This is a genomic window from Streptomyces sp. NPDC056835, assembly GCF_042789485.1.
Taxonomy (GTDB): domain Bacteria; phylum Actinomycetota; class Actinomycetes; order Streptomycetales; family Streptomycetaceae; genus Streptomyces.
The window spans coordinates 1-23,677 of record NZ_JBHUBB010000044.1 but is presented as its reverse complement, the minus strand read 5'-3'; the positions used below and the strand labels follow the sequence as shown (position 1 = coordinate 23,677).

The 23,677-nt window shown below is 70.4% G+C and carries 21 protein-coding genes and 1 pseudogene; 15 read left to right on the top strand and 7 right to left on the bottom strand.

The features are described 5' to 3' along the window. Positions 1-8: 8 nt before the first annotated feature. The 5 genes from ACFRMN_RS34470 to ACFRMN_RS34450 all read right to left on the bottom strand — a co-directional run bounded on the left by ACFRMN_RS34470 (position 9) and on the right by ACFRMN_RS34450 (position 6,076). A complete protein-coding gene (locus ACFRMN_RS34470) occupies positions 9-1,247 on the bottom strand; it encodes a styrene monooxygenase/indole monooxygenase family protein (RefSeq protein WP_383027382.1) in 1,239 nt (412 codons plus the stop codon). A 213-nt stretch (positions 1,248-1,460) separates the two neighbouring features. Further along, positions 1,461-2,123 (bottom strand): ATP/GTP-binding protein, encoded by a 663-nt coding sequence (locus ACFRMN_RS34465; RefSeq protein ID WP_383027379.1) that lies wholly within the window; start codon positions 2,121-2,123, stop codon positions 1,461-1,463. Next, positions 2,104-2,517: a DUF742 domain-containing protein gene (locus ACFRMN_RS34460; RefSeq protein WP_383027377.1), complete on the bottom strand. Its 414-nt coding sequence runs from the start codon at positions 2,515-2,517 to the stop codon at positions 2,104-2,106. Before ACFRMN_RS34460 ends, ACFRMN_RS34465 begins: the two co-directional genes overlap by 20 nt. Next, entirely contained in the window at positions 2,514-2,996 is a 483-nt protein-coding gene (locus ACFRMN_RS34455) for a roadblock/LC7 domain-containing protein (RefSeq protein WP_383027375.1), read from the bottom strand. Before ACFRMN_RS34455 ends, ACFRMN_RS34460 begins: the two co-directional genes overlap by 4 nt. Beyond that, positions 2,993-6,076, bottom strand: a complete 3,084-nt coding sequence (locus ACFRMN_RS34450; RefSeq protein ID WP_383027372.1) for a nitrate- and nitrite sensing domain-containing protein — start codon at positions 6,074-6,076, stop codon at positions 2,993-2,995. Before ACFRMN_RS34450 ends, ACFRMN_RS34455 begins: the two co-directional genes overlap by 4 nt. 417 nt (positions 6,077-6,493) lie before the next feature. On the opposite strand from ACFRMN_RS34450, the gene ACFRMN_RS34445 reads away from it, so the two are divergent. After that, complete coding sequence (locus ACFRMN_RS34445; RefSeq protein ID WP_383027369.1) at positions 6,494-7,276, top strand: protein phosphatase 2C domain-containing protein; 783 nt, start codon at positions 6,494-6,496, stop codon at positions 7,274-7,276. Between the two features lie 98 nt (positions 7,277-7,374). On the opposite strand, the gene ACFRMN_RS34440 is transcribed toward ACFRMN_RS34445, so the two are convergent. Then, positions 7,375-7,869 (bottom strand): MarR family winged helix-turn-helix transcriptional regulator, encoded by a 495-nt coding sequence (locus ACFRMN_RS34440; protein ID WP_383027366.1) that lies wholly within the window; start codon positions 7,867-7,869, stop codon positions 7,375-7,377. 216 nt (positions 7,870-8,085) lie between these two features. Here ACFRMN_RS34440 and ACFRMN_RS34435 point away from each other — a divergent pair, with 216 nt between their 5' ends. Then, complete coding sequence (locus ACFRMN_RS34435) at positions 8,086-8,934, top strand: lysozyme (RefSeq protein WP_383027363.1); 849 nt, start codon at positions 8,086-8,088, stop codon at positions 8,932-8,934. 146 nt (positions 8,935-9,080) lie between these two features. Here the strand turns inward: ACFRMN_RS34435 and lon are convergent, their stop codons facing one another. Beyond that, on the bottom strand, positions 9,081-11,492 hold the full coding sequence (gene lon / locus ACFRMN_RS34430) for an endopeptidase La (protein ID WP_383027361.1): 2,412 nt from the start codon (positions 11,490-11,492) through the stop codon (positions 9,081-9,083). Between the two features lie 208 nt (positions 11,493-11,700). Between lon and ACFRMN_RS34425 the strand changes: the two genes are divergently transcribed. The 13 genes and pseudogenes from ACFRMN_RS34425 to ACFRMN_RS34365 all read left to right on the top strand — a co-directional run. Further along, the gene (locus tag ACFRMN_RS34425; protein WP_383027358.1) at positions 11,701-12,342 is read left to right on the top strand and encodes a DUF4433 domain-containing protein; all 642 of its coding nucleotides are present in this window, start codon (positions 11,701-11,703) and stop codon (positions 12,340-12,342) included. Positions 12,343-12,382: 40 nt separating this feature from the next. Then, positions 12,383-13,471 carry a macro domain-containing protein gene (locus ACFRMN_RS34420; RefSeq protein ID WP_383027355.1) on the top strand — a complete coding sequence of 363 codons (1,089 nt, stop codon included), beginning with the start codon at positions 12,383-12,385 and terminating at the stop codon, positions 13,469-13,471. Between the two features lie 141 nt (positions 13,472-13,612). Then, positions 13,613-13,720 (top strand): annotated as a pseudogene (locus ACFRMN_RS34415) (flavin reductase family protein); the annotation flags it as partial. A gap of 320 nt (positions 13,721-14,040) precedes the next feature. Beyond that, positions 14,041-14,397, top strand: a complete 357-nt coding sequence (locus ACFRMN_RS34410; protein ID WP_383027478.1) for a DUF3626 domain-containing protein — start codon at positions 14,041-14,043, stop codon at positions 14,395-14,397. A gap of 96 nt (positions 14,398-14,493) precedes the next feature. Beyond that, positions 14,494-15,054 carry an RNA polymerase sigma factor gene (locus tag ACFRMN_RS34405; protein WP_383027353.1) on the top strand — a complete coding sequence of 187 codons (561 nt, stop codon included), beginning with the start codon at positions 14,494-14,496 and terminating at the stop codon, positions 15,052-15,054. A 5-nt stretch (positions 15,055-15,059) separates the two neighbouring features. Next, positions 15,060-16,004: a zf-HC2 domain-containing protein gene (locus tag ACFRMN_RS34400; protein WP_383027475.1), complete on the top strand. Its 945-nt coding sequence runs from the start codon at positions 15,060-15,062 to the stop codon at positions 16,002-16,004. A 74-nt stretch (positions 16,005-16,078) separates the two neighbouring features. Next, the gene (locus ACFRMN_RS34395) at positions 16,079-16,891 is read left to right on the top strand and encodes an ABC transporter ATP-binding protein (protein ID WP_383027350.1); all 813 of its coding nucleotides are present in this window, start codon (positions 16,079-16,081) and stop codon (positions 16,889-16,891) included. Further along, a complete protein-coding gene (locus ACFRMN_RS34390; RefSeq protein ID WP_383027347.1) occupies positions 16,888-18,336 on the top strand; it encodes a hypothetical protein in 1,449 nt (482 codons plus the stop codon). Before ACFRMN_RS34395 ends, ACFRMN_RS34390 begins: the two co-directional genes overlap by 4 nt. Next, positions 18,333-18,938, top strand: a complete 606-nt coding sequence (locus tag ACFRMN_RS34385; RefSeq protein ID WP_383027345.1) for a hypothetical protein — start codon at positions 18,333-18,335, stop codon at positions 18,936-18,938. Before ACFRMN_RS34390 ends, ACFRMN_RS34385 begins: the two co-directional genes overlap by 4 nt. A 116-nt stretch (positions 18,939-19,054) precedes the next feature. Then, positions 19,055-19,777: a spermidine synthase gene (locus ACFRMN_RS34380; RefSeq protein ID WP_383027342.1), complete on the top strand. Its 723-nt coding sequence runs from the start codon at positions 19,055-19,057 to the stop codon at positions 19,775-19,777. A gap of 104 nt (positions 19,778-19,881) precedes the next feature. Continuing rightward, positions 19,882-20,619: a response regulator transcription factor gene (locus ACFRMN_RS34375; protein WP_383027340.1), complete on the top strand. Its 738-nt coding sequence runs from the start codon at positions 19,882-19,884 to the stop codon at positions 20,617-20,619. A 194-nt stretch (positions 20,620-20,813) separates the two neighbouring features. After that, entirely contained in the window at positions 20,814-21,869 is a 1,056-nt protein-coding gene (locus ACFRMN_RS34370) for an ATP-binding protein (RefSeq protein WP_383027472.1), read from the top strand. Positions 21,870-22,138: 269 nt separating this feature from the next. Then, on the top strand, positions 22,139-23,677 hold a 1,539-nt coding region (locus ACFRMN_RS34365), incomplete at its 3' end, for a 2-oxo acid dehydrogenase subunit E2 (RefSeq protein ID WP_383027337.1).

The following is a 23,677-nucleotide window of genomic DNA, read 5'->3' as shown; positions in this document are numbered from 1 at the left end:
GTCAGGCGTCAGGCCGCGCCCGCCGCCTCCGCCAGAAACGCGTTCGTCTTCGCCGGCTCGTAGAAGAAGTTCTCGAAGTCCGCCGGGTCGTCGAAGCCGTTCGCGAACCGGTCGGCGACCGGCGGCAGCTGGCCCGCCGCGCCGATCAGGTTGAGGACATGCTCCGGCGGGACCCCCAGCATCGCGTTCGTCCACTTGGTGACATGCCGCGCGGTGTCCCAGTAACGGTCGAACGCCGACCCCATCCACGCCTCGTCGAACGGCTGGTCGCCATGGCTCACGATCGAGTCGAGATAGGAGGCGGCACACTTGGACGCCGAGTTGGAACCCTGCCCGGTGATCGGGTCGTTGGCGACGACGACATCGGCGACACCGAGCACGAGACCGCCGCCCGGCAGCCGCCCGATCGGGTTGCGTACGGTCGGCGCGTACCGCCCGGACAGCGTGCCGTTGGCGTCCGTCAGCTCGACCTTCGTGGCGCGCGCGTACTCCCAGGGTGTGAAGCGCTCCATCAGCTCCAGAGTCAGCGAAAGATGCTCGGCGGGGTCCTTGACGCCCTGGAAGACATCGAGCGGACCGCCGGGTATGCCCTCCCAGAAGAGGATGTCCGCGCGGCCCGAGGTGGTGAGGGTGGGCATCACGAACAGCTCGCCGACGCCCGGCACCAGATTGCAGCGGACCGCGTCGTACTCCGGGTGCTCGGGGCGCGGCCCCAGCCCGTGGACATACGCGACGGCGAGCGCGCGCTGCGGCGCGTCGTACGGGGAGCGCGAGGCGTCGCGGCCGAACATCGAGACCAGTTCGCCCTTGCCCGCGGAGACCAGGACCAGGTCGTACGTGCGGGAGAAGAAGTCCAGGTCGGAGACGGCCGCGCCGTGGATCACCAACTGGCCGCCGCGCTGCGCGAAGGTCTCCATCCAGCCGGCCATCTTGACCCGCTGGTCGACGGACTGGGCGTAGCCGTCCAGCGTGCCGACCCAGTCCACGGCCCGGGTCGAGTCGGGGGCGGCGACCGAGACACCGACGCCTTCGATCCTCGGCGCCTGGGACTCCCAGAAGCCCAGCTGGAGATCGCGCTCGTGCTGGAGCGCGGTGTGGAACATGCACTGCGTGGACAGGACCCGGCCGGACCGGATCTCGTCCGCCGTGCGGTTGGACATCAGGGTGATCTCGTAACCCCGCGACTGGAGTCCGAGGGCGAGCTGGAGCCCGGACTGGCCTGCTCCGACGATGAGTATCTTCCGCATGGCGGGTTCTCCGTTTGCGTGCGTGATGCTACGTGTGGCGGCGGGTGCGGCGTACGTGACGTGGATGACGTACGCCACGTACCCGACAAGTGCGACAGGTAGCGCCGGAAGACGACGTGCGGCGGGGCGACGCGGCGCGCGCGTACCCACGACCGACGTGGCCTGACATGGCTGATAACTGACGTCGGATCAGGCTACCCGGCCGGTCACGCGCTACTCCGGAGAGGTGTCGAGCGCGTGCCGCACCAGCGCGAGCAACGACTCGACCGCCGTGATCCGTTTGCGCGCGTCCATGATCAGTACAGGCACGCCCGGCGGAATCGTCAAGGCCTCACGCACATCGTCCGGCCCGAACGCCGGTGTTCCCTCGAAGTGGTTGACGGCGACGACGTACGGCAGTCCGCAGCTCTCGAAGTAGTCGAGCGCCGGGAAGCAGTCGGGCAGCCGTCGGGTATCGGCCAGCACGACCGCGCCGATCGCACCGCGCACCAGGTCGTCCCACATGAACCAGAAGCGCTTCTGGCCCGGGGTACCGAAGAGATACAGGACCAGATCGTCATCGAGGGTGATACGCCCGTAGTCCATCGCCACGGTCGTGGTCACCTTGTCGGGCGTCGCGCTGAGATCGTCGACCTCCGCGCTCGCCTGGGTCATCAGCGCTTCGGTCTGGAGCGGCGGAATCTCCGAGACCGCCCCGACGAAGGTCGTCTTGCCGACACCGAAGCCACCCGCGACCACGATCTTGGTGGCGATCGGCGCGCGCGTACGGTCCAGCTGCCAGGGCTGTAGATCCTCTTCCCGTTCGGGCTCGACGGCGGTCGGCGGTGAGCCGGTGACGCCGAACGCGGCGATGACGTCAGAGGCGGCGGAGTCCACTCAGCACCCTTTCCAGCAGCGCGTGGTCGGGCTGGCCGGTGTCGTGCCCGGTCCCGTACACACGGATCTTTCCCTGGTCGGCGAGGTCGCTGAGCAGCACCCTCACCACCCCCAGCGGCATCTTGAGCAGCGCCGACACCTCGGCGACGGTACGCATGCGCCGGCACAGCTCGACGATGGCCAGCATCTCCGGCATGACGCGTGACGCGCCTCCACCGTCCGTCAGTTCCCTGCGCTCGTCGGCCGCTTCGAGCGCGGCGACGAAGGTCTCGACCAGCAGGACATGGCCGAACCGGGTGCGCCCGCCGGTGAGCGAGTACGGACGGACCCGGGCGGGCCTGCGGTCGGCGCCGCGCACGGGCAGCCCGCGGGCGGGATCGGTGGGCGGCGTCATGTGGCGCTCTCCATCGACTTGCGCAGCTCGTCGCGGAGTTCGGGCGTCAGTGCGTGCCCGGCGCGGCCGACGAAGAGCGCCATGTGGTAGGCCACCACGCTCATGTCGCAGTCGGGAGTGGCGTGCACCCCGAGCAGCGAGCCGTCGCTGATCGCCATGACGAAGACACTGCCCTCCTCCATGGCGACCATGGTCTGTTTGACCCCGCCGCCGTCCATCAGCTTCGCCGCTCCGACGGTGAGGCTGCCGATGCCCGAGACGATCGTGGCCAGATCGGCGCTGGAGCCGCGGGGGCCCTCCCTGCGCACGGTGGTGGTCGCCTCGGTGTTCAGCCCCGGGTCGGAGGAGAGCAACAGGAGTCCGTCGGACGAGACGACGGCGACCGAGTGCACCCCTGGCACCTCCTCTACGAGGTTGCTCAACAGCCAATGCAGGTTACGGGCTTCGCTGCTCAGTCCGAATGTGCCGGTCGCAGTCACTTGCGTGCCTCCTCGACTGTTTCCCCCGTCTCTGCGGTATGTACCTCGGTCCGTGCCGCGGAGGCCGGGGGCTCCGCGTGCTCAGCCCGGTCAGACTGTTCCGACTGCTCCGTCAGTTCGGCCTCGACATCGCGCCGGCCTTCCTTGGCCCCCTGGTGGAAGCCGCCGAGTCTGCGGCGCAGCGCTTCGGCGTCCACACTGCCGGTACGCCCGGTGGGCGCGGCGGCGGGCTTGACGATCCTCGGGGTGCGCTTGGGCAGCCCCTTGTCGGTGATGCGTTCCGGTCCGTCCGCGTCGGTCGGCGCGGCCGGCTCCGCCTCGGCGGATTCCGGCTGCCGGGGCAGCCGCATCGCGAACGTGTCCTGGTCGGGGCCGGTGGTCGGCGGCTCACCGTCGTGGACACGCTCGTGGGAGTCGGGGCCGATGGCGTACGGGCCGACGGCCGTGTCCGGGTCCGGGGTGGTCGTCCCGTACGCGGCGACGGCGCCGGTGTCGGCCGTCCGTTCCCGCTCGGTCGTACGTTCCCGCTCGGCCGCGCCCGCTCCGCTGGCCTCTTCGGCCTCGGCCCGGCGGATCGCCGCCTCGGCGGCCACCACCAGCGGGTCGACCTCGGGCGCCGGGGCTTCGGCGGGACCCGTGGACTCCGCGGGATTCCCGGCATCGGCCGTCGGCCGGTCCAGCGCCGAACGGCCGTGGAGCGTATTGGAGTTGGCCTCCGCCGTCGAGCCCGGCTGGTGGAGCGCGGGGGCCGCGCCCGCCGCCCGTGCCCGGTGCGGTGAGCCGGCCGGCGGCGATGTCGGCAGCAGCGCCTGCGGCAGTACGACGACCGCGGCCACACCGCCCTGCTGGTGCTCGCGCAGCTCGACCCGTACACCATGGCGCGCCGCGAGCAGCCCGGCGACGCGCAGGCCGAGCCCCTCGCCCTCCGGCTCGCTCACGAACGGCTTGCCCGGAGCGTCGTCCAGCCCCTCGGGGCCTTCCGGTTCGGCGAGTCGCGCGTTCAGCGCGGTGAGCCGGTCCGCGGACATGCCGATGCCCTGGTCCTGTACGGAGAGCACCACCTCGCCGGTCTCCAGCAGCCAGCCGGAGAGCTGGACCTCCGCGTCCGGCGGCGAGAAGGAGGTGGCGTTCTCCAGCAGCTCGGCGACGAGATGGCTGAGATCGTCCGCGGCGAAGCCGGCCACCTGCGCGTGCGGCGGCAGGGACTGGATCGTGATCCGCTCGTACCGCTCGATCTCGCTGACGGCCGCGCGCAGTACGTCCACGAGCGGCACGGGCCCGATCGAGCCGTGGCCGTGCTCATGGCCGGCGAGCACGAGCAGATTCTCGCTGTGCCGGCGCATGACGGTGGCCATGTGGTCGAGCTTGAAGAGGGTGGCCAGCTGCTCCGGGTCCTGCTCGCGCTCCTCCAGGCCCTCGATGACACCGAGCTGGCGCTCCACGAGTCCGAGGGTGCGCAGCGAGAGATTGACGAAGGTGTGGTGCACGGTGTGGCGCAGCCGCTGGAGCTGGGCGGCGAGTTCGGTCGTGCGCTCCTGGAGTTCGGCGCGCTGGGCGACGATCTTCTCGCGCGCGCCGATCAGGCCCTGCCGGTCCCTGTCCAGCTCCTCGGCGCGGGTGGAGAGGTCGAGCAGCTTGCTGTGCAGGCCGTTGAGGGACCGTACGACCTGCGCGAACTCATCGTTGCGGCCGGTGAACCTGACCGGCTCCTCGGTCTCCGGCGCCTCCGAGAGACGGGCCGCTCCGATCCGTACGACCGCGAGCGGCCGGGTGAGCGTACGGGCGACGGCGGTGGAGACCCCGACAGCGATGAGCAGACAGCCGCCGAGCAGCGCGATCCGCAGTTCGAGGCCGGTGACGGCGTCGTCGCGCAGCGCTTCCAGCCGCTCCAGCTGGCTGGTGCCGAGACCGGACTCGACGCCGCGCATCTGGTCGATCCTGGCGGAGAGCGCGGATTCGACCTTTTCCTGGTCGGCCTCGCGGTCGGAGTCGGAGAGTTGGGGCCGGTCGGTGAGCCGGGTCAGATACCCCTCGGCGGTCTTGATCTCGGGCCCGGTGACGGTGCCGGTGAGCGATTCACGCGCCTCGGTGTCCGCGCTCTGGTCGAAGTCGGCGAGCGCTCCGAGTTCGCGTACGTGTGCCTTCTGCGCGTCGGCGCTGAGGTCGTCGCGGAGCTGGTCGTTCTTCTTGCTGTCCGCGTCGGACTCGGACTCGATGGGGAGGCCCGTGATCAGGTCGTACCGCGGTGCGGTGTCGGTGGGGGCGGGTACGGCGAGCGCGGCCAGCAGCAGTCCGCGGGTGGCGGAGGCCTGCTCGACGGCGCGGGAGAGCGCGGCGGGGGCGCGGGTGCCGTCGGCGGCCTCGGCCGGGGTCCGCTCGGCCAGCTCGTCGGCGAGGGCCTGGAGCTTGGCGATGACCTCGGAGTACGCGCGGTACGCCTCCAGCGCGGAGCCCTCGCCGGTGAGGGCGGTACGGCGGATGGAGGGGACGGTGGAGAGGTCGCGCAGCAGGCCGGGAGAGGCGGACGCGTTGGCCCGCATCTCGTCGATCTGCCGGTCGACCCGGGTGCTTCGGGTGTCCGAGACCGTGTGCTCGCCCTTGTCGCCCTTGCCACCCTCGTCGCCGGAACCTTCGGGCTGCTCGGCGCGGCCGGCGGCGATATAGACGATGACGTCGTCGCGCTCGTCCGCGAGGGAGTGGCTGAGGATCACGGCCCGCCGGTTCAATTCGGCGAGGACGACCAGGTTCTGGGCATCGTTCAGCTCGGTGGAGGCGGTGAGTACGGCGGGGGTGCCTGCCGCGATGACGGTGACCCCCAGGACCGCGACACCGGCTACCAGCCGGTTGCGTACCCGCACTCGGCGTCCTTCCTGAGCCTTGCCGGAATCGGTCGTGACAGTCCCGGCCTTGGCGTTCCCGGCCTTCTTCTTACCGTTCTTGCCGCTCTCGCCGTTCTTACCGCTCTTACCGGCTTTCGTGGCCGAAGTGGCCGAACTGGTCCCGGGCGCGGTGACCGAGGTGGCCTCGTTCCGCCCGACACCGCTACCCCGAGGCCGCTTCTTCTGCACCGGTGCTCGCATTCTTGACTCGTCCGCCCATGAAGCAGAGGTGACGACCGGTCACTACGTGAGAACCCCCACCCCTGGCACGGCTGTCGACCATTCCAGCGCCCTTGGGAGGAAGGCGCGCATCGGCCGCTCCGCCACCTGAAGGAGTGAACAGCAAGAAGGAGTTGACGAACAACTCTTCCCACCTGAGGCCCGTCGTGAACATGGCGTGCCGGGTGGACCTTCCGCGCGGGCTTTGGCAAGATTCGCGCCCGCAGCTTCACCGACCCCCTCAATCCGGCCCCCTTCGCGCCTCCGTCCGGCTTCGTCCGGGACTCATTCTGACCGAATGAGAGCGGTTGACCTGGCGGAACGGACCGATCGGCACGACGTGCAGACACCGTGAAGAGTTCATGCGGATAGCCGGGAAAGTCATGCACACTGGTGCGCATGCGTATCGAACTCGCCACCACACCCGGTGCCGCCGTACGGCCCAATGAGGACTGGACTTCCGTGGTCCTGCCCGCCGGGGGCGAGGGCGGCGCGCTGGTCGTGCTGGACGGCGTGACACCCCCGGCCGGGGACGACGGATGTGTACACGGCGTGCCCTGGTTCACCGCCAGGCTGGGCGGCGCGCTCGCCGAACTGTCCGGTTCACGACGGGATATGCCACTGGCAGAGATCCTCGCGGTGTCGATCGCGCGTACGGCGGACGCCCACCGCGAAACCTGTGACCTTTCTCACGTACGCACACCTCAGGCGACCGTCGTACTCGCGCGCTGGGGTTCGGACGCCATCGAACATCTGGTGCTCTCCGACTCGACGCTGCTGCTTGAATCGCCGGACGGCGAGGTGCGCGCGGTGCTCGATGACCGTCTGGACCGCGTGCCGCGCGAGGCGCTGCGCTCGGTGGCCACGGCGGACGCGCTGCGCAACGCGGAGGGCGGCTTCTTCACGGCGGCCGCGGACCCGGCGGTCGCGGCGAAGGCGGTGACGGGCCGTACGCCGGCGGCGGAGGTGCGCACCCTGCTGGCGCTGACCGACGGCGCGGCCCGCTGGGTGGAGGTCTTCCGGGAGGGCGGCTGGGCGGACTGTCTGGCGCTGGTGCGCAAGAACGGCGCGCAGGAGCTGATCGACCGGGTGAGGGCGTCGGAGTCGGCGGACCCTGACGGGGTGACGTTCCGGCGGGGTAAGGCGAGCGATGACGCGACGGTGACCTACGTGGAGCTGTAGGGAGGCGGGCGAGGGAGGGGACGGGCGGCCATCGGGCGCCGACCCGCCGGGCGCCCCTCGGACTCGCCGGGCGCCCCCTCCCTTACCCGTGTCCCCGGTCAGCTCTCGGCGCGGGCGTTCAGATGGTGGAGCAGCCGGGCCAGTTCGGCGATCTCGGAGCGGTCCCAGTCGGCCAGCTTCTGTACGTACCGCTCGCGGCGCGCGTCACGCACCCGCCGGAAACGGGCACGGCCCTCATCGGTGATCCGGACGAGCGAGGCGCGCCCGTCGGCCGGATCGGGCTCGCGCGTCACCAGCCCCAGTTCCTCCAGGGCACGCAGCTGGCGGCTTATCGTCGCCTTGCCGACCCCGAAATAGGCGGCGAGTTCGGTGGCCCGCTGACAGCTGTTCTCGTCCAGCCGTACGAGCAGTCCGTACGCGGCGGGCTCCAGCTCGGGATGGACCTCGCGCGCCATTTCGCCGGAGCTGGCGCGAGCGCGGCGCAGAAAGACCGCCAGTTCCCGTTCCAGTGCCAGGAATTCGTGGTCCACACCACTGCCTCCGGCGAGTCCGGGATCTTTCGCCGTACCATTTCCGTGCACGTCAGCACCCATCGCGCGCTTTCCCGCTCCTGAAAGTTTCTTTCGCCGACGACCGTTGCCGCAGCTCCGTCAGTATTTCGCAGGTTTATACCAACGGAACCAGCGTGGCGCTCTTCCGTCTCAAGGCTCTACGTGCGTAGCGTCAACGCTGGCATGTCCATTGCACTACATGTCGACATGTCGGACCGTCATGAGATTCCCCCCCACCGAGGTCTTCGGAGGCACGCAATGCCCGTGCACAGATCCGGAACGACCGGCCGTTCGTTCGCCGCCGTGGCCGGCGCTCTCCTCGCAAGTCTCGCGCTCCTGATCACCCTCCCGGGTGCGGCGGGCGCCACCACCACCCCGGCCGACCCACCGGCCGGCACACCCGTACGCGGCTCGGCCCACATGGGCATGGGCGTCATCGAGCACGACGGCCAGGGCCCGCTGCCCCGCGCGGACCGCGTCGTCCAGACGGAAGGCGTGGACGTCTCCGGCCATCAGGGGAACGTCGACTGGGCGTCCCTGTGGAACAGCGGCGTGAAGTGGGCCTACGTCAAGGCCACCGAGGGGAACTACTACAAGAACCCCTACTTCGCACAGCAGTACAACGGCTCCTACAACATCGGCATGATCCGGGGCGCGTACCACTTCGGTACGCCGAACGACTCCAGCGGCGCCAACCAGGCCAACTACTTCGTGGACGGCGGCGGCGGCTGGTCGCGCGACGGCAAGACCCTGCCCGGCGTGCTGGACATCGAGTGGAACCCGTACGGCGAGCAGTGCTACGGCAAGACGCCGGCCCAGATGGTCGCCTGGATCCGCGAATTCCTGAACACGTACAAGGCCCGCACCAGCCGCGACGCCGTGATCTACACGGCCACGAGCTGGTGGAAGACCTGTACCGGCAACTACGCGGGCTTCGGCTCCACGAACCCGCTCTGGCTCGCCCGCTACAACACGACGATCGGCGAGCTGCCGGCGGGCTGGGGCTTCCAGACGATCTGGCAGTACACCTCGACGGGCCCCATCGTCGGCGACCACAACAGGTTCAACGGCGCCCTGGACCGAGTCCAGGCCCTGGCGAACGGCTGACCGCACCGCACCGCCCCGCACCGCGACACCGCGTGACACCACATGACACCGCGCGGTCCCGGCCGGAACTGAGGGCCGGTCGGGACCGCGTTGTCATGGGTTTGTAGTCATGGGCTGCCGGGGCCGGGGGCACGGAGGCGCCTGTGTCACGCCGCCGCTGAGACCAGGACCTCCGCCGGGGAGAGCGCGATGTCCAGGACCTGGCGGACATCCGTCACCGGATGGACCTCCAGCTTGTCCAGGATCTCGGCCGGGACATCGTCCAGGTCCGGCTCGTTCCGCTTCGGGATCACGACCGTCGTGATGCCCGCGCGGTGCGCAGCCAGCAGCTTCTGCTTGAGGCCGCCGATGGGCAGGACACGTCCGGTCAGCGAGACCTCGCCGGTCATGGCGACGTCCGTGCGGACCAGCCGGCCGCTGAGCAGCGAGGCCAGGGCCGTCGTCATCGTGATACCCGCGCTCGGGCCGTCCTTCGGCACCGCGCCCGCCGGGAAGTGGATATGCACGCCCCGGTCCTTCAGATCCGCCACCGGCAGCTCCAGTTCGGCGCCGCGCGAGCGGAGGAAGGAGAGCGCGATCTGTGCCGACTCCTTCATCACGTCACCGAGCTGTCCGGTCAGGGTCAGGCCGGACCCGCCCGTCTCCGGGTCGGCCAGCGACGCCTCGACGTAGAGGACGTCACCGCCCGCGCCCGTGACCGCTAGGCCCGTGGCCACGCCCGGCACCGCCGTGCGGCGCTCGGCCGGGTCCTGGGCGGACTCGGGTACGTGGTGCGGCCGGCCGATCAGCTTGCTCAGATGTTCGGCGCCGAGGGTGAACGGCAGCTCCCGTTCGCCCAGTTCGTGCTCGGCCGCGACCTTGCGGAGCAGCCGCGCTATGGCGCGTTCCAGGTTTCGCACGCCCGCCTCGCGAGTGTACTCGCCCGCCAGCTTGCGCAGCGCGTCCTCCTCCAGGGTGACCTCGCCGGGCTCCAGGCCCGCGCGCTCCAGCTGCCTGGGCAGCAGGTGGTCCTTGGCGATGACGACCTTCTCGTCCTCCGTGTAGCCGTCGAGCCTGACCAGCTCCATACGGTCGAGCAGCGCCTCCGGGATCGCTTCCAGGACATTCGCCGTGGCGAGGAACACCACGTCGGACAGGTCGAGTTCGACCTCCAGGTAGTGATCGCGGAAGGTGTGGTTCTGCGCCGGGTCCAGGACTTCGAGCAGCGCCGCGGCCGGGTCGCCGCGGAAGTCGGAGCCGACCTTGTCGATCTCGTCGAGCAGGACGACCGGGTTCATCGAACCGGCCTCCTTGATGGCCCGGACGATACGGCCGGGCAGGGCACCGACGTACGTACGCCGGTGGCCGCGGATCTCCGCCTCGTCCCGTACGCCGCCCAGCGCCACCCGGACGAACTTCCGGCCCATGGCGTGCGCGACACTCTCGCCGAGCGAGGTCTTTCCGACGCCCGGAGGGCCGACGAGGGCCAGTACGGCGCCGCCGCGACGGCCGCCGACCACACCGAGACCGCGGTCCGCGCGCCGCTTGCGCACGGCCAGGTACTCGGTGATGCGCTCCTTCACGTCCTCCAGGCCGGAGTGCTCGGCGTCGAGCACGGCCTGGGCGCCCCTGATGTCGTACTCGTCCTCCGTGCGCTCGTTCCAGGGCAGTTCGAGGACGGTGTCCAGCCAGGTGCGGATCCAGGAGCCCTCGGGGCTCTGGTCGGACGAACGCTCCAGCTTGTCGACCTCCTTCAGCGCGGCTTCCCGCACCTTCTCGGGGAGGTCGGCGTTCTCGACACGGGTCCGGTAGTCGGCGGACTCGTCGTCGTCGCCCTCACCGTTGATCTCGCGCAGTTCCTTGCGTACGGCGTCGAGCTGGCGCCGGAGCAGGAACTCGCGCTGCTGCTTGTCGACGCCTTCTTGGACGTCCTTCGCGATGGACTCGGCGACGTCCTGTTCGGCGAGGTGTTCGCGCAGCTGCTCGGTGGCGAGCTTGAGCCGGGCCACCGGGTCGGCGGTCTCCAGCAGCGCCACCTTCTGCGCGGTGGTCAGGAACGGTGAGTAACCGGAATTGTCGGCGAGCGTGGACACGTCATCGATCTGCTGGACGCGGTCCACCACCTGCCAGGCGCCGCGCTTCTTCAGCCAGTCGGTGGCGAGCGCCTTGTATTCCTTGATCAGCTCGCTCACGGACCCGGGAAGCGGGTCGGGCGCCGTCTCGTCGACGGCGATGCCCTCGATCCAGAGAGCCGCGCCGGGCCCGGTCGTACCGGCGCCGATGCGCACCCGGCCCCGGCCGCGGATCAGCGCGCCCGGATCCCCGTCGGAGAGCCGGCCGACCTGCTCGACGGTTCCCAGCACACCGGTCCCGGCGTACGCCCCGTCGATGCGCGGCACCAGCAGCACCTTGGGCTTGCCACCGCCGTCGCCCTCGTCCCGGGCAGCCGCCTGCGCGGCCTCCACGGCGGCGCGGACTTCGGCGTCGGACAGGTCCAGAGGCACCACCATGCCGGGCAGGACGACCTCGTCGTCGAGCGGCAGCACGGGAAGCGTGAGCGGTGTGGACGTGTCAGCCATGATCTCCCCTTCGGCATTCAAGTTGAGCTATACCGACTCAATGCATGTGAGTCCGTGGATGTTCCCCGGGCTCCGTTCGCTCTGAGCGATCACGGACCGATGCCCGGCGGCGGCTCCGCGCAGAGAAAACAGGGGCGCCGGCCGGAACGGCGGTCGTGGGGATTGGCCACTGTCCAGTGACAAAGAGGTGATCGGATAGCCTCCGGCTGTGCCGCCTCCCGAAGACCGCCCCATCTATCACTTCACGCACATGCGCAACCTCCCCAGTGTCCTGGACCGGGGCTTCGTACACTGTGACCGCATCGTGCGCGAGGAAAGTAGTCTGCGAGTCGAGTGCGGGGACCGCGACATCAAGGAGCGGCGACGCTCACGAAAGGTGAACCCGCCTCCGGGTGGGGTTGTCGCAGACTACGTGCCGTTCTACTTCGCCCCTCGCTCGCCCATGCTGTACAAGATCAGCAAAGGGTCGGTGCTGACCTACGCGGACGGCCAGGATCCGCTGATCTACCTGGTGACGACCCCCCGCAGGCTAGGGGCAGTCGGCTGCGACAGTGTGTTCAGCGACGGGAACTGTGCAGCTGACATCACTGCCATCGAAGGTGATCTGACGCTTCTGGGAAGCCATGTGGACTGGCCGGTGATGCGGCTGGAACGGTGGAACAATACCCCCGAGGATCCTGACCGGATGCGCCGGCGCATGGCGGAGTTCCTTGTGCATGAACGGGTTCCCGTTGCCGCGATCAGCTACTTGGCGGCACAGAAGCAGTCGCGTGCGGAAGAGGTGCGACAGCTCATGGCCAGTCGCGGCTACGAGTTCGATGCGGTTGTCAGACCCGCTTGGTACTACTGAGACAGCAGTAAGCGAGCGGGGAGAAGGAGGGAAGGTAGCCGTGATCATCTACGCGGAGGGTAACCTCCTGACCGCGGAAGTGGATGCCCTGGTCAACACCGTCAACACGGTCGGGGTCATGGGGAAAGGCATCGCCTTGCAGTTCAAGCGAGCCTTCCCGGATAATTTCGCGGCATACGCGAAGGCATGCGCGGACGGCGAAGTGCAGCCCGGCTCCATGTATGTGTACGACCAAGGCACTCTGACCAAGCCCCGATACCTGATCAACTTCCCGACCAAGCGGCATTGGCGTTCGCCGTCCCGTCCGGAAGATGTTCAACAGGGATTGCGGGACCTCCGGCGTGTCATCGTCGATCTCCAGATCCGCAGCATCGCGGTTCCTCCACTGGGGTGTGGCAACGGCGGGCTGGCCTGGGATGATGTCCACAGGATGATCGTTACTTCCTTGGGAGACCTACCCGACGTCGAGGTGCGCGTTTACCCTCCGCAGGGCGCCCCACCAGTTACCGCGATGCCAAATAATCAGAACCCTCCAGTGCTCAACCGTGAGCGAGCGGCTTTCCTCGTCGCTCTCGACCGGTATATCAGACGTGGACTCGCTGGAGGATTCATCATCGAGCGGCAGGCGACATTGCTGGAGGCGCATAAACTCGTCTACCTGCTGCAACGTGTCGGATTCGATTTCGGCCTGCGCTTCACCAAGGGGCATTATGGCCCGTACTCGGCTGACCTTGACCGCGCGATCGCGGCACTTGAGGGGCATTACGTCAGCGGTTTCGGAGACGGGACGAGGGGGTCGTCAGCCCCCTTGTCGCCTGTGTCGGACGCTGTTGATCGTGCTGTTGAACTGCTCGGAACCGACACGCAATTCAACGCTGCGATCCAGCGTCTTGACCGCCTCGTCGACGGTTACGAGCATCCGTATGGCATGGAATTGCTCGGCACCTTGCTCTTTGCGTCGGAAGCGCTCACGTCTCGATCGACAACGTATGCCACCGCAGCGGCATACGTGAAGGAATGGACGCCTCGCAAGCAACGCATGTTTACCGACGCACACCTGTCGGCGGCGTGGGAACGTTTGGCGAATTGCTCGCTCGCACCTTCAGCGACGCAACCACCAGTGATGTAAGTGAGAGCCCGGCCGCAAAGCGACCAGCACAAGTCCATGCCAGGAGTATTTCTCATGTAGTGGCGGCGACGCGAAGTGGTTCCTTGCGGTCGATTTCGTGATTCCTCGCCTCGTAAACGTGTCGCTTACCTACGCACCACGTGGAGTCCGCTCATCTGCAACTTCCGCCACTACTTCGGCCTCGGCCCGGAACCCGGCCACACCTACCGGAGCGAAACGGCGGGGACACCGGCGTCTGTGCGCCGATAACCGGTTGTCACCGCTTTTCACCGCGGCCGATACTCCCGCGATGAACGCCACCGACGCCCGGCTCAGCTCGCCGCGCTCCGCTACGCACGAACGGCCGTAGCGGCCGGCTCCGAAGCGGCTCCGGCCAGGATCGGCGGCCTGGACGTCGACGCGCTCGTCTCCCTGATCCGCGCGCACGCGCGCATCACGCTCAACTTCCACCCCGACCGGCTCCTCGCCGACGGCGCGACGGTGGCCGAGTCCATGGCGCGGGGACGGACGCTACCGGAGTCAGTACGAGACCGGGCTCTCCAACGGCAGCCGTACGGCTCCACGGCGACATCGACCTCGCCTCCGACGCGGAGGCGCTGGTCCTCGACCCGTCGTTCCGTGGCACGGAGACCGCCCGGCTGCTGACGGACGTCGCGCGGCGCTCCCGGATCGCGGTCGAGTGGCACGGCGGTTTCCTGCTGGCACCGGAGGAGGGGAACGCGGAGTTCCGGGGCCCGGTGATGGTCCCGCTCGCCGCCCGCGTCTGCCGCTCGTACGCCGGGTCGGGCACGCTCGACGCCGAGGTACTGGGGCACGCGGCGGCCTCGGTCGTCCGGGAGCCGGGGGCCCGGCGCGAGTGGGGCACCCAGGACGAAGTGCTCCAGTACGTCAAGCAGCTCCGGCACGTCCTCGTCCGGTACGGGTGATACGGGCTGGACGGACAGGGGGGCGCCACGTCGCGCCGCCCGTGAACCGGTGCGCTCGGCGCCGTCGATAGACAGGGCGTGAGACTGTTCCGCCCCATGGGGGCAGACCGAGACGACGCCGCTCTGCTGCGCGCCGTCGCCAAGGGAGACGCGGAGGCACTGGCCGTGCTCTACGACCGGCACGCCGGCTGGCTGCTCGCCCGGCTGAGCCGCCGGTGCGCGGACCCCGAGACCGTACGGGAAGTCCTCCAGGACACCTTCGTGACCGTGTGGCGCTCGGCCGCGACGCATCGCGGCGGGGAGGCCGGGGGCTGGCTGTGGGTGATCGCCGCGCGGCGGCTGGTCGACGCGCGGCGGGTACGGGCGCGGGCCGAGCGCGCGGATCGGGTGGAGTACGAGCCGCGCCCCGTCGCCCCCTCCGCCGAGGAACGGGTGCTGGCCGGGCTGGAGTACGGGGATGTCGGCGCCGCCCTCGACCGGATCTCGCCCGAGCTGCGCGAGGTGCTGCGCGCCACGGTCGTCGACGGGCTGACGACTCGTGAGGCCGCACAGCTCCTCGGCATACCGGAGGGCACGGTCAAGACCCGCGCGATGCGGGCCCGCAAGGAGCTGCGAGCCGCACTGGGCCGGAGCGCGCCGCTGGGAGGTACGGCATGAGAGGCATGAGACACCGTCCCGGGCGGCGAACCGAGCGGCGGACCTGGCATGTGAGCGAGACGCTGGCGGGCCGGTACGCGGACGGCTCCGCGCCCGAGCCGGACGCCTGGTCGTTGGAGAGACACATCGAAGCGTGCGGAGCCTGCGCGGGACGGGTGTCGGCGGCGGTACAGGGGTCCGCCGCCGGTCCGGTACTCGCGGAGGTACGGGGGGCGGTGCTGGCGGCGGTGGCTCCTGGCCCGTCCGCGGAGCCGGGGTCGTCACGCCGGGTCGGGTTCGCGTCCCGTGTCCTGTGGGCGGCCGGGCCCGCGCTGCGCGGCTCCTGGCTGGTGGCGCTGGTACTGGTGGCCGCGGCGGCGGTCGGTCTCGCGTACGGCGCCGGGTTCGCGGGGGCCCGCCCGGTGCTGCTGGCGCTGGCGCCGGTGGTGCCACTGGCCGGGGTGGCGGTGTCGTACGGGCGGTACGCGGACCCGATGTACGAGATCGGCGCGTCCACCCCGGGCGGCGGACTGCGGCTCCTGCTGACGCGTACGGCGGCCGTGCTGGCGGCGAGCCTTCCCGTGCTGACGCTGGCCGGGGCGCTGCTGCCGGTGTCGGCGGGGGCGCCGGGAGCTGCGGCATGGCTGCTGCCGGGCCTGGCGCTGACGCTGGCCGCGCTGGCGCTGGGCTCGTACGTCGGCTGCCGTACGGCGGCGGGGGCGGTGGCCGCGGTCTGGGCGGTGGCCCTGGCGGTGCCGGTGCTGGGGATGCCGCGCCCGGACACGGCCGGGTACCCGCCGCTGTCGGCGGCCGAGCTGTCCGCGCACCTGACGCGGTTCCTCTCCGGGGCGGCGGCGCAGAGTAGCTGGGCCACGGCGGCGGCGGTGTGCGCGGGGCTGCTGATCCTGCGGCGGCGCGCGTTCGACCGGCCGGCCTTCGACGGTCGGGGGCGGGCATGGGAGCGCGGGTGACGGCGGGGATAACGGCGCGCGTGACGGCGGAACGAAAGACACAGAAGAAGGAAAAGGAAGAGGGGGCGAGCGGCATGACAGTCGCGGTACACGGTCTGACGGTCAGACATCGCAGGACGGTCGCGCTCGACGCGGTGGATCTGGGCTTCGGCACCGGCGTACACGGTCTGCTGGGTCCGAACGGCGCGGGCAAGACCTCCCTGATCCGGGTGCTGGCCACGGTCGCCGCGCCGGCCGGAGGGCGGGTGGAACTGCTCGGCCAGGACGTCGCGGAGCACCGCGCCCGCGCGGCGGTACGGCGGCGGCTGGGCTATCTCCCGCAGGAGTTCGGGTACTACCCCGGTTTCACGGTGCGCGAGTTCGTCTCGTACGTGGCGTGGCTGAAAGAGATGCCCGCGGCGGGGGTGCCCGAGGCCGTGGAGCGCGCGGTGGAGCGGGTGGGGCTGGCGGATCGTATCGACGTGAAGGTGAAGACGCTGTCGGGCGGGATGGTGCGACGGGTCGGTATCGCGCAGGCGATCGTGAACGGGCCGGATCTGCTGCTGCTCGACGAGCCGACGGCCGGTCTCGATCCGGAGCAGCGGGTCGATTTCAGAGCGCTGCTCCGTGATCTGGGCGCCGCTGCCACGGTGATCGTCTCGACCCATCTGGTGGAGGACGTCGCGGCGGCCTGCTCGGAGGTGACACTGCTGGAATCGGGCCGGGTCGCGTTCCGGGGGACGACGACGGAGCTGACGACGCTCGGCGGGGACACGGACGGATCGGGCGGATCGGGCGGATCGGGCGACAACCCGATCGAACGCGGCTACACGGCGGCGCTGCGGGCCCACCGCGCGGGGACGTCGGGGACGGCCGCTTCCGGGACCGCGGCGGGAGGCCCCCGATGAGCGCCCTCAGGCTCCGGGACGGCCGCCTCCGGGACGGCCGGCTCCGCGACAACCGGCTCCGCGACGACCGCCTCGGAGACAGCCGCCCGGTCCGTCGTCCGTCCCGGACCCGGCCGTCGGCCCGTCCTCTCCGTACGGAACTGCTCCGTGGCGTCGGGCCATGGACCGGGCTCGCGACCGCCGTGGTCATCGCGGTCACCCTGTACAGCAAGGCCCCCGGCTGGCAGGGACGCTGGGTGGAGGCCACTGATCTGCTGCGGGTCACGGCGCTGCTGCTCTGCGGGCCTCTCGCCGTCGCCACCGGCTGCTGGCAGGGGGGACGTGAACGACGGCGACGCACCGGGGAGTTGCTGGCCTCGCTCCCCCTCACCCAGCTGCGCCGGTCGCTGCACGCCGTCGCACCCGCCGCGCTCTGGCCGCCCGCCGGGTATCTCGTTGGCGCGGCCGGCTGTCTGCTGGCCACGTGGCCGTATACGAGCGGAGGGCATCCCTTCGTGTCATTGATCGCCGCGGACGCCGTGGCCCTCGCGTCCCTCGGCACGATCGGTTTCGTCGTCGGCCGGCTCGTCGGGTGGCGGCTGACCACGCCCCTGCTCGCCGTGGTCACCTACGCCGGGCTCGCCACTCCGACGTACGGCGAGTCCGGTGCCCGCTGGCTGGATCCCGCCATTGATCACTTCTATCTCTGGGACCGGCCGGTGTGGTGGTTCGGGCCGGCGAGCGCCCTGTGGACCGGCGGTCTCGCGGGCGCCGCGCTGCTCGCGTACGCCGCCAGGCACCGCGTCGTCGCGCTGCTGCCGCTCGCCCTCGCCGTCGCCGTCGCGGTACCGATCGCGCGGACCGGTGACGACCTGTGGCGCCCGGACCCGGAGGCGGCCCGGCTGGTCTGCGACGACGGCACACCCCAGGTGTGCGTCACCGCGATCGACCGAAAACTGCTGCCGGAGGTGTCGGCCGCGCTCACCGGTCTCAACGCCAAGCTGCGCGGCATCCCCGGGGCGCCCGGCCGCTGGATCGACGGCCCGCGTGCCCCCGGACCTGGACGGGAGCAGCTGACCGCCGCGCCCGGCGCGGTCGTGCGCGGGCAGGACGAGCCGAGGGAGCTGGGGCGCGGCGAGGCGCAACTGCCCAGCCCCGCCGGTATCGCCGTACGCGGCCGACTCCCCGATCCGGCTCTCTACGCCACCTGGGCGGTCGGATACTTCTTCTCGGAGACCTGCGATCCGCTCGACTCCGAGGCCCCCGGCTCGGAGCGCGCCACCGCCGTCAACGACGCCGTAATGCAATGGCTCGCCCCCCGCCCGGACTTCGACGAGTTCCCATGGCCCGCCGCGTCATCCGAGCTCAAGCGCCTGGAAGCGATGGATCATGACCAAGGCCGCGCCTATCTCACCCGGTATCTCGCCGCCGACCGCTGTGACCCCGACGAGGTGCCCGTCCCGTGACCCTCGCTCCGCGCCTGTATGCCCGCTCCCGGGTCCTCCCCGCCACCCTGGGCGCGCTCACCGGCACCGCGCTGGTGGCCGCCTGGGCGGCGTGGTGGCTCCAGGCACAGCCGCACTTCGATCACACCGCCCGGGTCCCGGTGGTGGTGCTCGCTCCGCTGCTCGCCGCCGGAGTGATCGGGACCGGTCTGTACACACACAGCGACGAGCTCGACCGTACGGCCGTACGCCCCTGGTGGCCCCGGCGGCTGGCCCATCTGCTGGTGCTGACCGGGCTCGCCGCGGCGCTGCTCGCGCTCGCCGTCCCCGGCCGTCCGGATGAGTTCGGGGCCCAGGCGATGACACGCAATCTGCTCGGCGCGACGGGGATCGCGGCGGCGTCGGCGGCCCTGCTCGGGGCACGGCTGAGCTGGCTGCCGATGACGGTTTATCTGAGCGCCGTCTATCTGTCGGCGCCGAGACCGCCGGGCGGCGCGGGGGCCTTCTGGGCCTGGCCCGTACAGCCCGGGCCGCAGGCCGGCGCGTGGGTGAGCGCGGTCGCGGCGTACGGAGTCGGCGCGGCGCTGTACGCGGGGCGCGGCGCGCGGCCGGACAGGCGCTGAACCGGGGCCGGTACGGGGCCGGGCCGTAGGCGGGGTGCGGGGAAACGGATTGTCCCGGTCCGCCCCCCGCGAGCAGGATGTCCGGCGGTATCAGCCACCCGACGGAGAGGCCCAGCATGTCCGTGCCCACACCCGTACCCGCACCCGTACCCGGCTCCGCGTCCGCACCCGACTTCGGTCCCGTCACGCTCGACCGGCGTGACGGACCCTACGGCGAGATCGTGCTGCGCAGTCGCGGCGAACGGCTGGAAATCATCGCCAACGGCTGCTTCCTGATGGACACCTCCGACGGCCGCTCCGAGCGGCTGCTCATCGACGCCGCCCTGGCTGCGCTCCCCGGGGAACGGCGCCGGCCGGCCGTTCTGGTCGGTGGCCTGGGGGTGGGCTTCTCGCTCGCGCACGCCGCGGCCGATCCCCGCTGGGGGCGGATCGTGGTGGTCGAGCGCGAGCGCGCCGTTATCGACTGGCATCAGGACGGTCCGCTGCGGCGGATCTCCGGCGCGGCGCTGGCCGATCCGCGTGCTGTGATCCTGCACACCGATCTGGTGGAGTATCTGCGGACGACCACGGACCGTTACGACGCGCTGTGTCTGGACATCGACAACGGACCCGAGTGGACCGTCACCGAGGACAACGGAAGCCTGTACTCACCGGACGGACTGGCCGCCTGCCGCGCGCGGCTGAATCCGGGCGGTGTCCTCGCCGTATGGTCGGCGAATCCGTCTCCCGCCTTTACCGAAGCGTTGGGGAATGCCGGTTTCAGCGGGGTAAGGGCGGAAGAGATCCAAGTTGCCCGAGGCGTACCCGACGTGGTCCATCTCGCTGTTCGCACTGCGTAGCCGGAAGGCTCCCGCTGCCTCTACGCTGCTCCACACACACGGATCTGCATACTTCATGCAGATCGCGGATCAAGGATCGCGGAACGCGTACCAGGGGCGGGGCGATGGAGCAGACACACACCAGCCACAACGGAGTCGCGGCGACGCCCGGCGCCCAGCGCCGGGTCCTGGTCGTCGAGGACGACGCCACGATCGTCGACGCCATCGCCGCGCGGCTGCGGGCCGAGGGTTTTCTGGTGCAGACGGCGCTGGACGGACCGGCGGCCGTGGACGCGGCCGATGCCTGGCAGCCGGACCTGATGGTCCTCGACGTCATGCTGCCGGGCTTCGACGGCCTGGAGGTCTGCCGTCGCGTCCAGGCGCAGCGGCCGGTACCGGTGCTGATGCTGACGGCGCGCGACGACGAGACCGACATGCTGGTCGGCCTCGGGGTCGGTGCCGACGACTACATGACCAAGCCGTTCTCGATGCGGGAACTGGCCGCGCGGGTGCATGTGCTGCTGCGCCGGGTGGAGCGGGCGGCGCTCGCCGCGGTGACCCCGCGCAGCGGCATCCTGCGGCTGGGCGAGCTGGAGATCGACCACGCGCAGCGCCGGGTGCGGGTGCGCGGTGACGATGTCCACCTGACGCCCACCGAGTTCGATCTGCTGGTCTGTCTGGCCAACACCCCGCGCGCGGTGCTCTCCCGGGAGCAGCTGCTCGCCGAGGTGTGGGACTGGGCGGACGCCTCGGGGACCCGTACGGTCGACAGCCACATCAAGGCGCTGCGCCGGAAGATCGGCGCCGAGCGGATCCGTACCGTCCATGGTGTCGGCTACGCGCTGGAGACCCCGGCGCCATGACCGGGCCGGGTGACGGCGGCGGCGCCGACGCGGACAGAGTCACGGCCGGCCGCGGCGACGGACGGAGCGCTCGGTCGTCCGCCGCCGCCTCCCCGCGGAAGCCCGGGACCGGCAAAGGCCGCGACACTCGCGGCGGCCGACGCCCGCCGGCCCTGGAATTCCGCCCGGGACCCCGCGGCCTCGACGGCTCCGGGCTGCGGCCCTTCTCCATCAAGGCCAAGCTCGGCACCCTCGTCGTCATCTCCGTCCTCATCACCACCGGGCTGCTGATGGTGGCCCTGCGCACCGAGACCGAGCTGCGCTTCATCACCGTCTTCTCGATGATCGCCACGCTGCTCATCACCCAGTTCGTGGCGCACGGTCTGACGGCGCCCCTGGACGAGATGAACACGGTCGCGAAGGGCATCTCGCACGGCGACTACACCCGCCGGGTCAGCGGCGCGGACCGCCGGGACGAGCTGGGCGACCTCGCCTCCACGATCAATCGCATGGCCGACGATCTGGAGGCCGAGGACCGGCACCGCAAGGAGCTGATCGCCAATGTCTCGCACGAGCTGCGCACGCCCATCGCGGCGCTGCGCGCCGTGCTGGAGAACGTCGTGGACGGGGTCTCGCCCGCCGACCCCGAGACGATGCTCACGGCCCTGCGGCAGACCGAGCGGCTGGGCCGGCTGACGGAGACGCTGCTCGATCTGTCCCGGTTGGACAACGGGGTCGTACCGCTTCGGTCACGGCGCTTCGAGGTCTGGCCGTATCTCTCCGGGGTGCTCAAGGAGGCCAATCTGGCGTCCTCGCGGCGCGGGCCGATCTCCGGCTCCGGCCATCACACCCGTACGGACGTACATCTCCACCTGGATGTCTCACCGCCCGAGCTGACCGCCCACGCGGACGCGGAGCGGCTGCACCAGGTCGTCGCCAATCTCATCGACAACGCGGTCAAGCACAGCCCGCCACATGGCCGGGTGACCGTACGGGCCCGGCGCGGCACCGGCCCCGGGTCGCTGGACCTGGAGGTGCAGGACGAGGGGCCCGGGATTCCGGAGCAGGAGCGGCACCGCGTCTTCGAGCGGTTCAACCGGGGCACCGCGCAGTACCCGCACGGTCCCGGCAGCGACGGCGGTACGGGCCTGGGCCTGGCGATCGCCCGCTGGGCCGTGGAACTGCACGGCGGACGGATAGGGGTGGCCGAATCCACCCGCGGCTGCCTGATACGGGTCACTCTGCCGGGAGCACCGCGACCCCGCCGTTGACGTAGAGTTCGAACCGAAAGCGCACGATCTCCGGACACGGAGTCGGGGACGGGCGAGCGACAAGCCGTGTACCGGACGTACCCGGAGCGTCACACGTTCCCGGTACAGCGGAACCTGGCTTGTTTCCCGCCAATTGTTACGCTGAAACTCGCCGTCCGATGTGACTTGCACGACGATGGCACGCCCGGCCTGCACCTCCTGGCCTGGTAGGCGTAGCCTTGATTCCCGCTGTCCATCACCTTGTGAAGCGGAAGAGGGCGGTTCACGCCGTGTCGTCTCAGTCCCCCAGTAACGCGAGCATCTCGACCGACGAAGACGGGCAGGGCAAGAACCCTGCCGCGGCTTTCGGTGCCAATGAGTGGCTTGTCGACGAGATCTACCAGCAGTACCTCCAGGATCCGAATTCGGTCGACCGTGCCTGGTGGGACTTCTTCGCCGACTACAAGCCGGGCACCCCCGGTACGGCGGACAGGTCCGATGAGGCGACGGCGACCGCAGCCGCGGGGGCTGCGGTGCCCGCGCCCCAGGCGACCGCCCCTGCACCCTCGGCGCCCGCCCCTGCACCCTCGGCGCCCGCAGCCGCCCCGGCCGCGGCTCCCGCCGCGTCGGCGAAGCCCGCCGCCGCCGCTCCGGCGCCCGCGCGGCCCGCCGCCCCGGCGAAGCCCGCGACGGCTCCCGCCCCGGTGAAGGCCAAGCCCGCGGCGAACGGTGGCGAGGCCACCGCGGCGCCCGGCGGCCCGGAGTATGTGACGCTGCGTGGCCCGTCCGCCGCCGTCGCGAAGAACATGAACGCCTCCCTGGAGCTGCCCACGGCCACGTCCGTGCGCGCGGTCCCGGTGAAGCTGCTCTTCGACAACCGCATCGTCATCAACAACCACCTGAAGCGCGCGCGTGGCGGCAAGATCTCCTTCACGCACCTCATCGGGTACGCGATGGTGCAGGCCATCAAGGCCATGCCGTCGATGAATCACTCCTTCGCCGAACGGGACGGCAAGCCGACCCTGGTCAAGCCGGAGCACATCAACTTCGGTCTGGCCATTGACCTGGTGAAGCCGAACGGCGACCGCCAGCTGGTCGTGGCGGGCATCAAGAAGGCCGAGACCCTCAACTTCTTCGACTTCTGGCAGGCGTACGAGGACATCGTCCGCCGCGCCAGGAACAACAAGCTGACGATGGACGACTTCACGGGCGTCACCGTCTCCCTGACCAACCCGGGCGGCCTCGGCACGGTGCACTCCGTGCCGCGTCTGATGCCCGGTCAGTCGGTCATCATGGGCGTCGGCTCGATGGACTACCCGGCGGAGTTCCAGGGCACCTCGCAGGACACCCTGAACAAGCTCGGCATCTCCAAGGTCATGACGCTGACCTCGACCTACGACCACCGGGTCATCCAGGGCGCCGCCTCCGGCGAGTTCCTGCGGATCGTCAGCCAACTGCTCCTCGGCGAGAACGACTTCTACGACGAGATCTTCAAGTCGCTGCGCATCCCGTACGAGCCGGTGCGCTGGCTCAAGGACATCGACGCCTCGCACGACGAGGACGTCACGAAGCCCGCCCGGGTCTTCGAGCTGATCCACTCCTACCGGGTCCGCGGCCATGTCATGGCCGACACCGACCCGTTGGACTACCTCCAGCGCAAGCACCCCGACCTGGACATCACCGAGCACGGGCTCACGCTGTGGGACCTGGAGCGGGAGTTCGCGGTCGGCGGCTTCGCCGGCAAGTCCATGATGAAGCTGCGCGACATCCTGGGCGTGCTGCGCGACTCGTACTGCCGCACCACCGGCATCGAGTTCATGCACATCCAG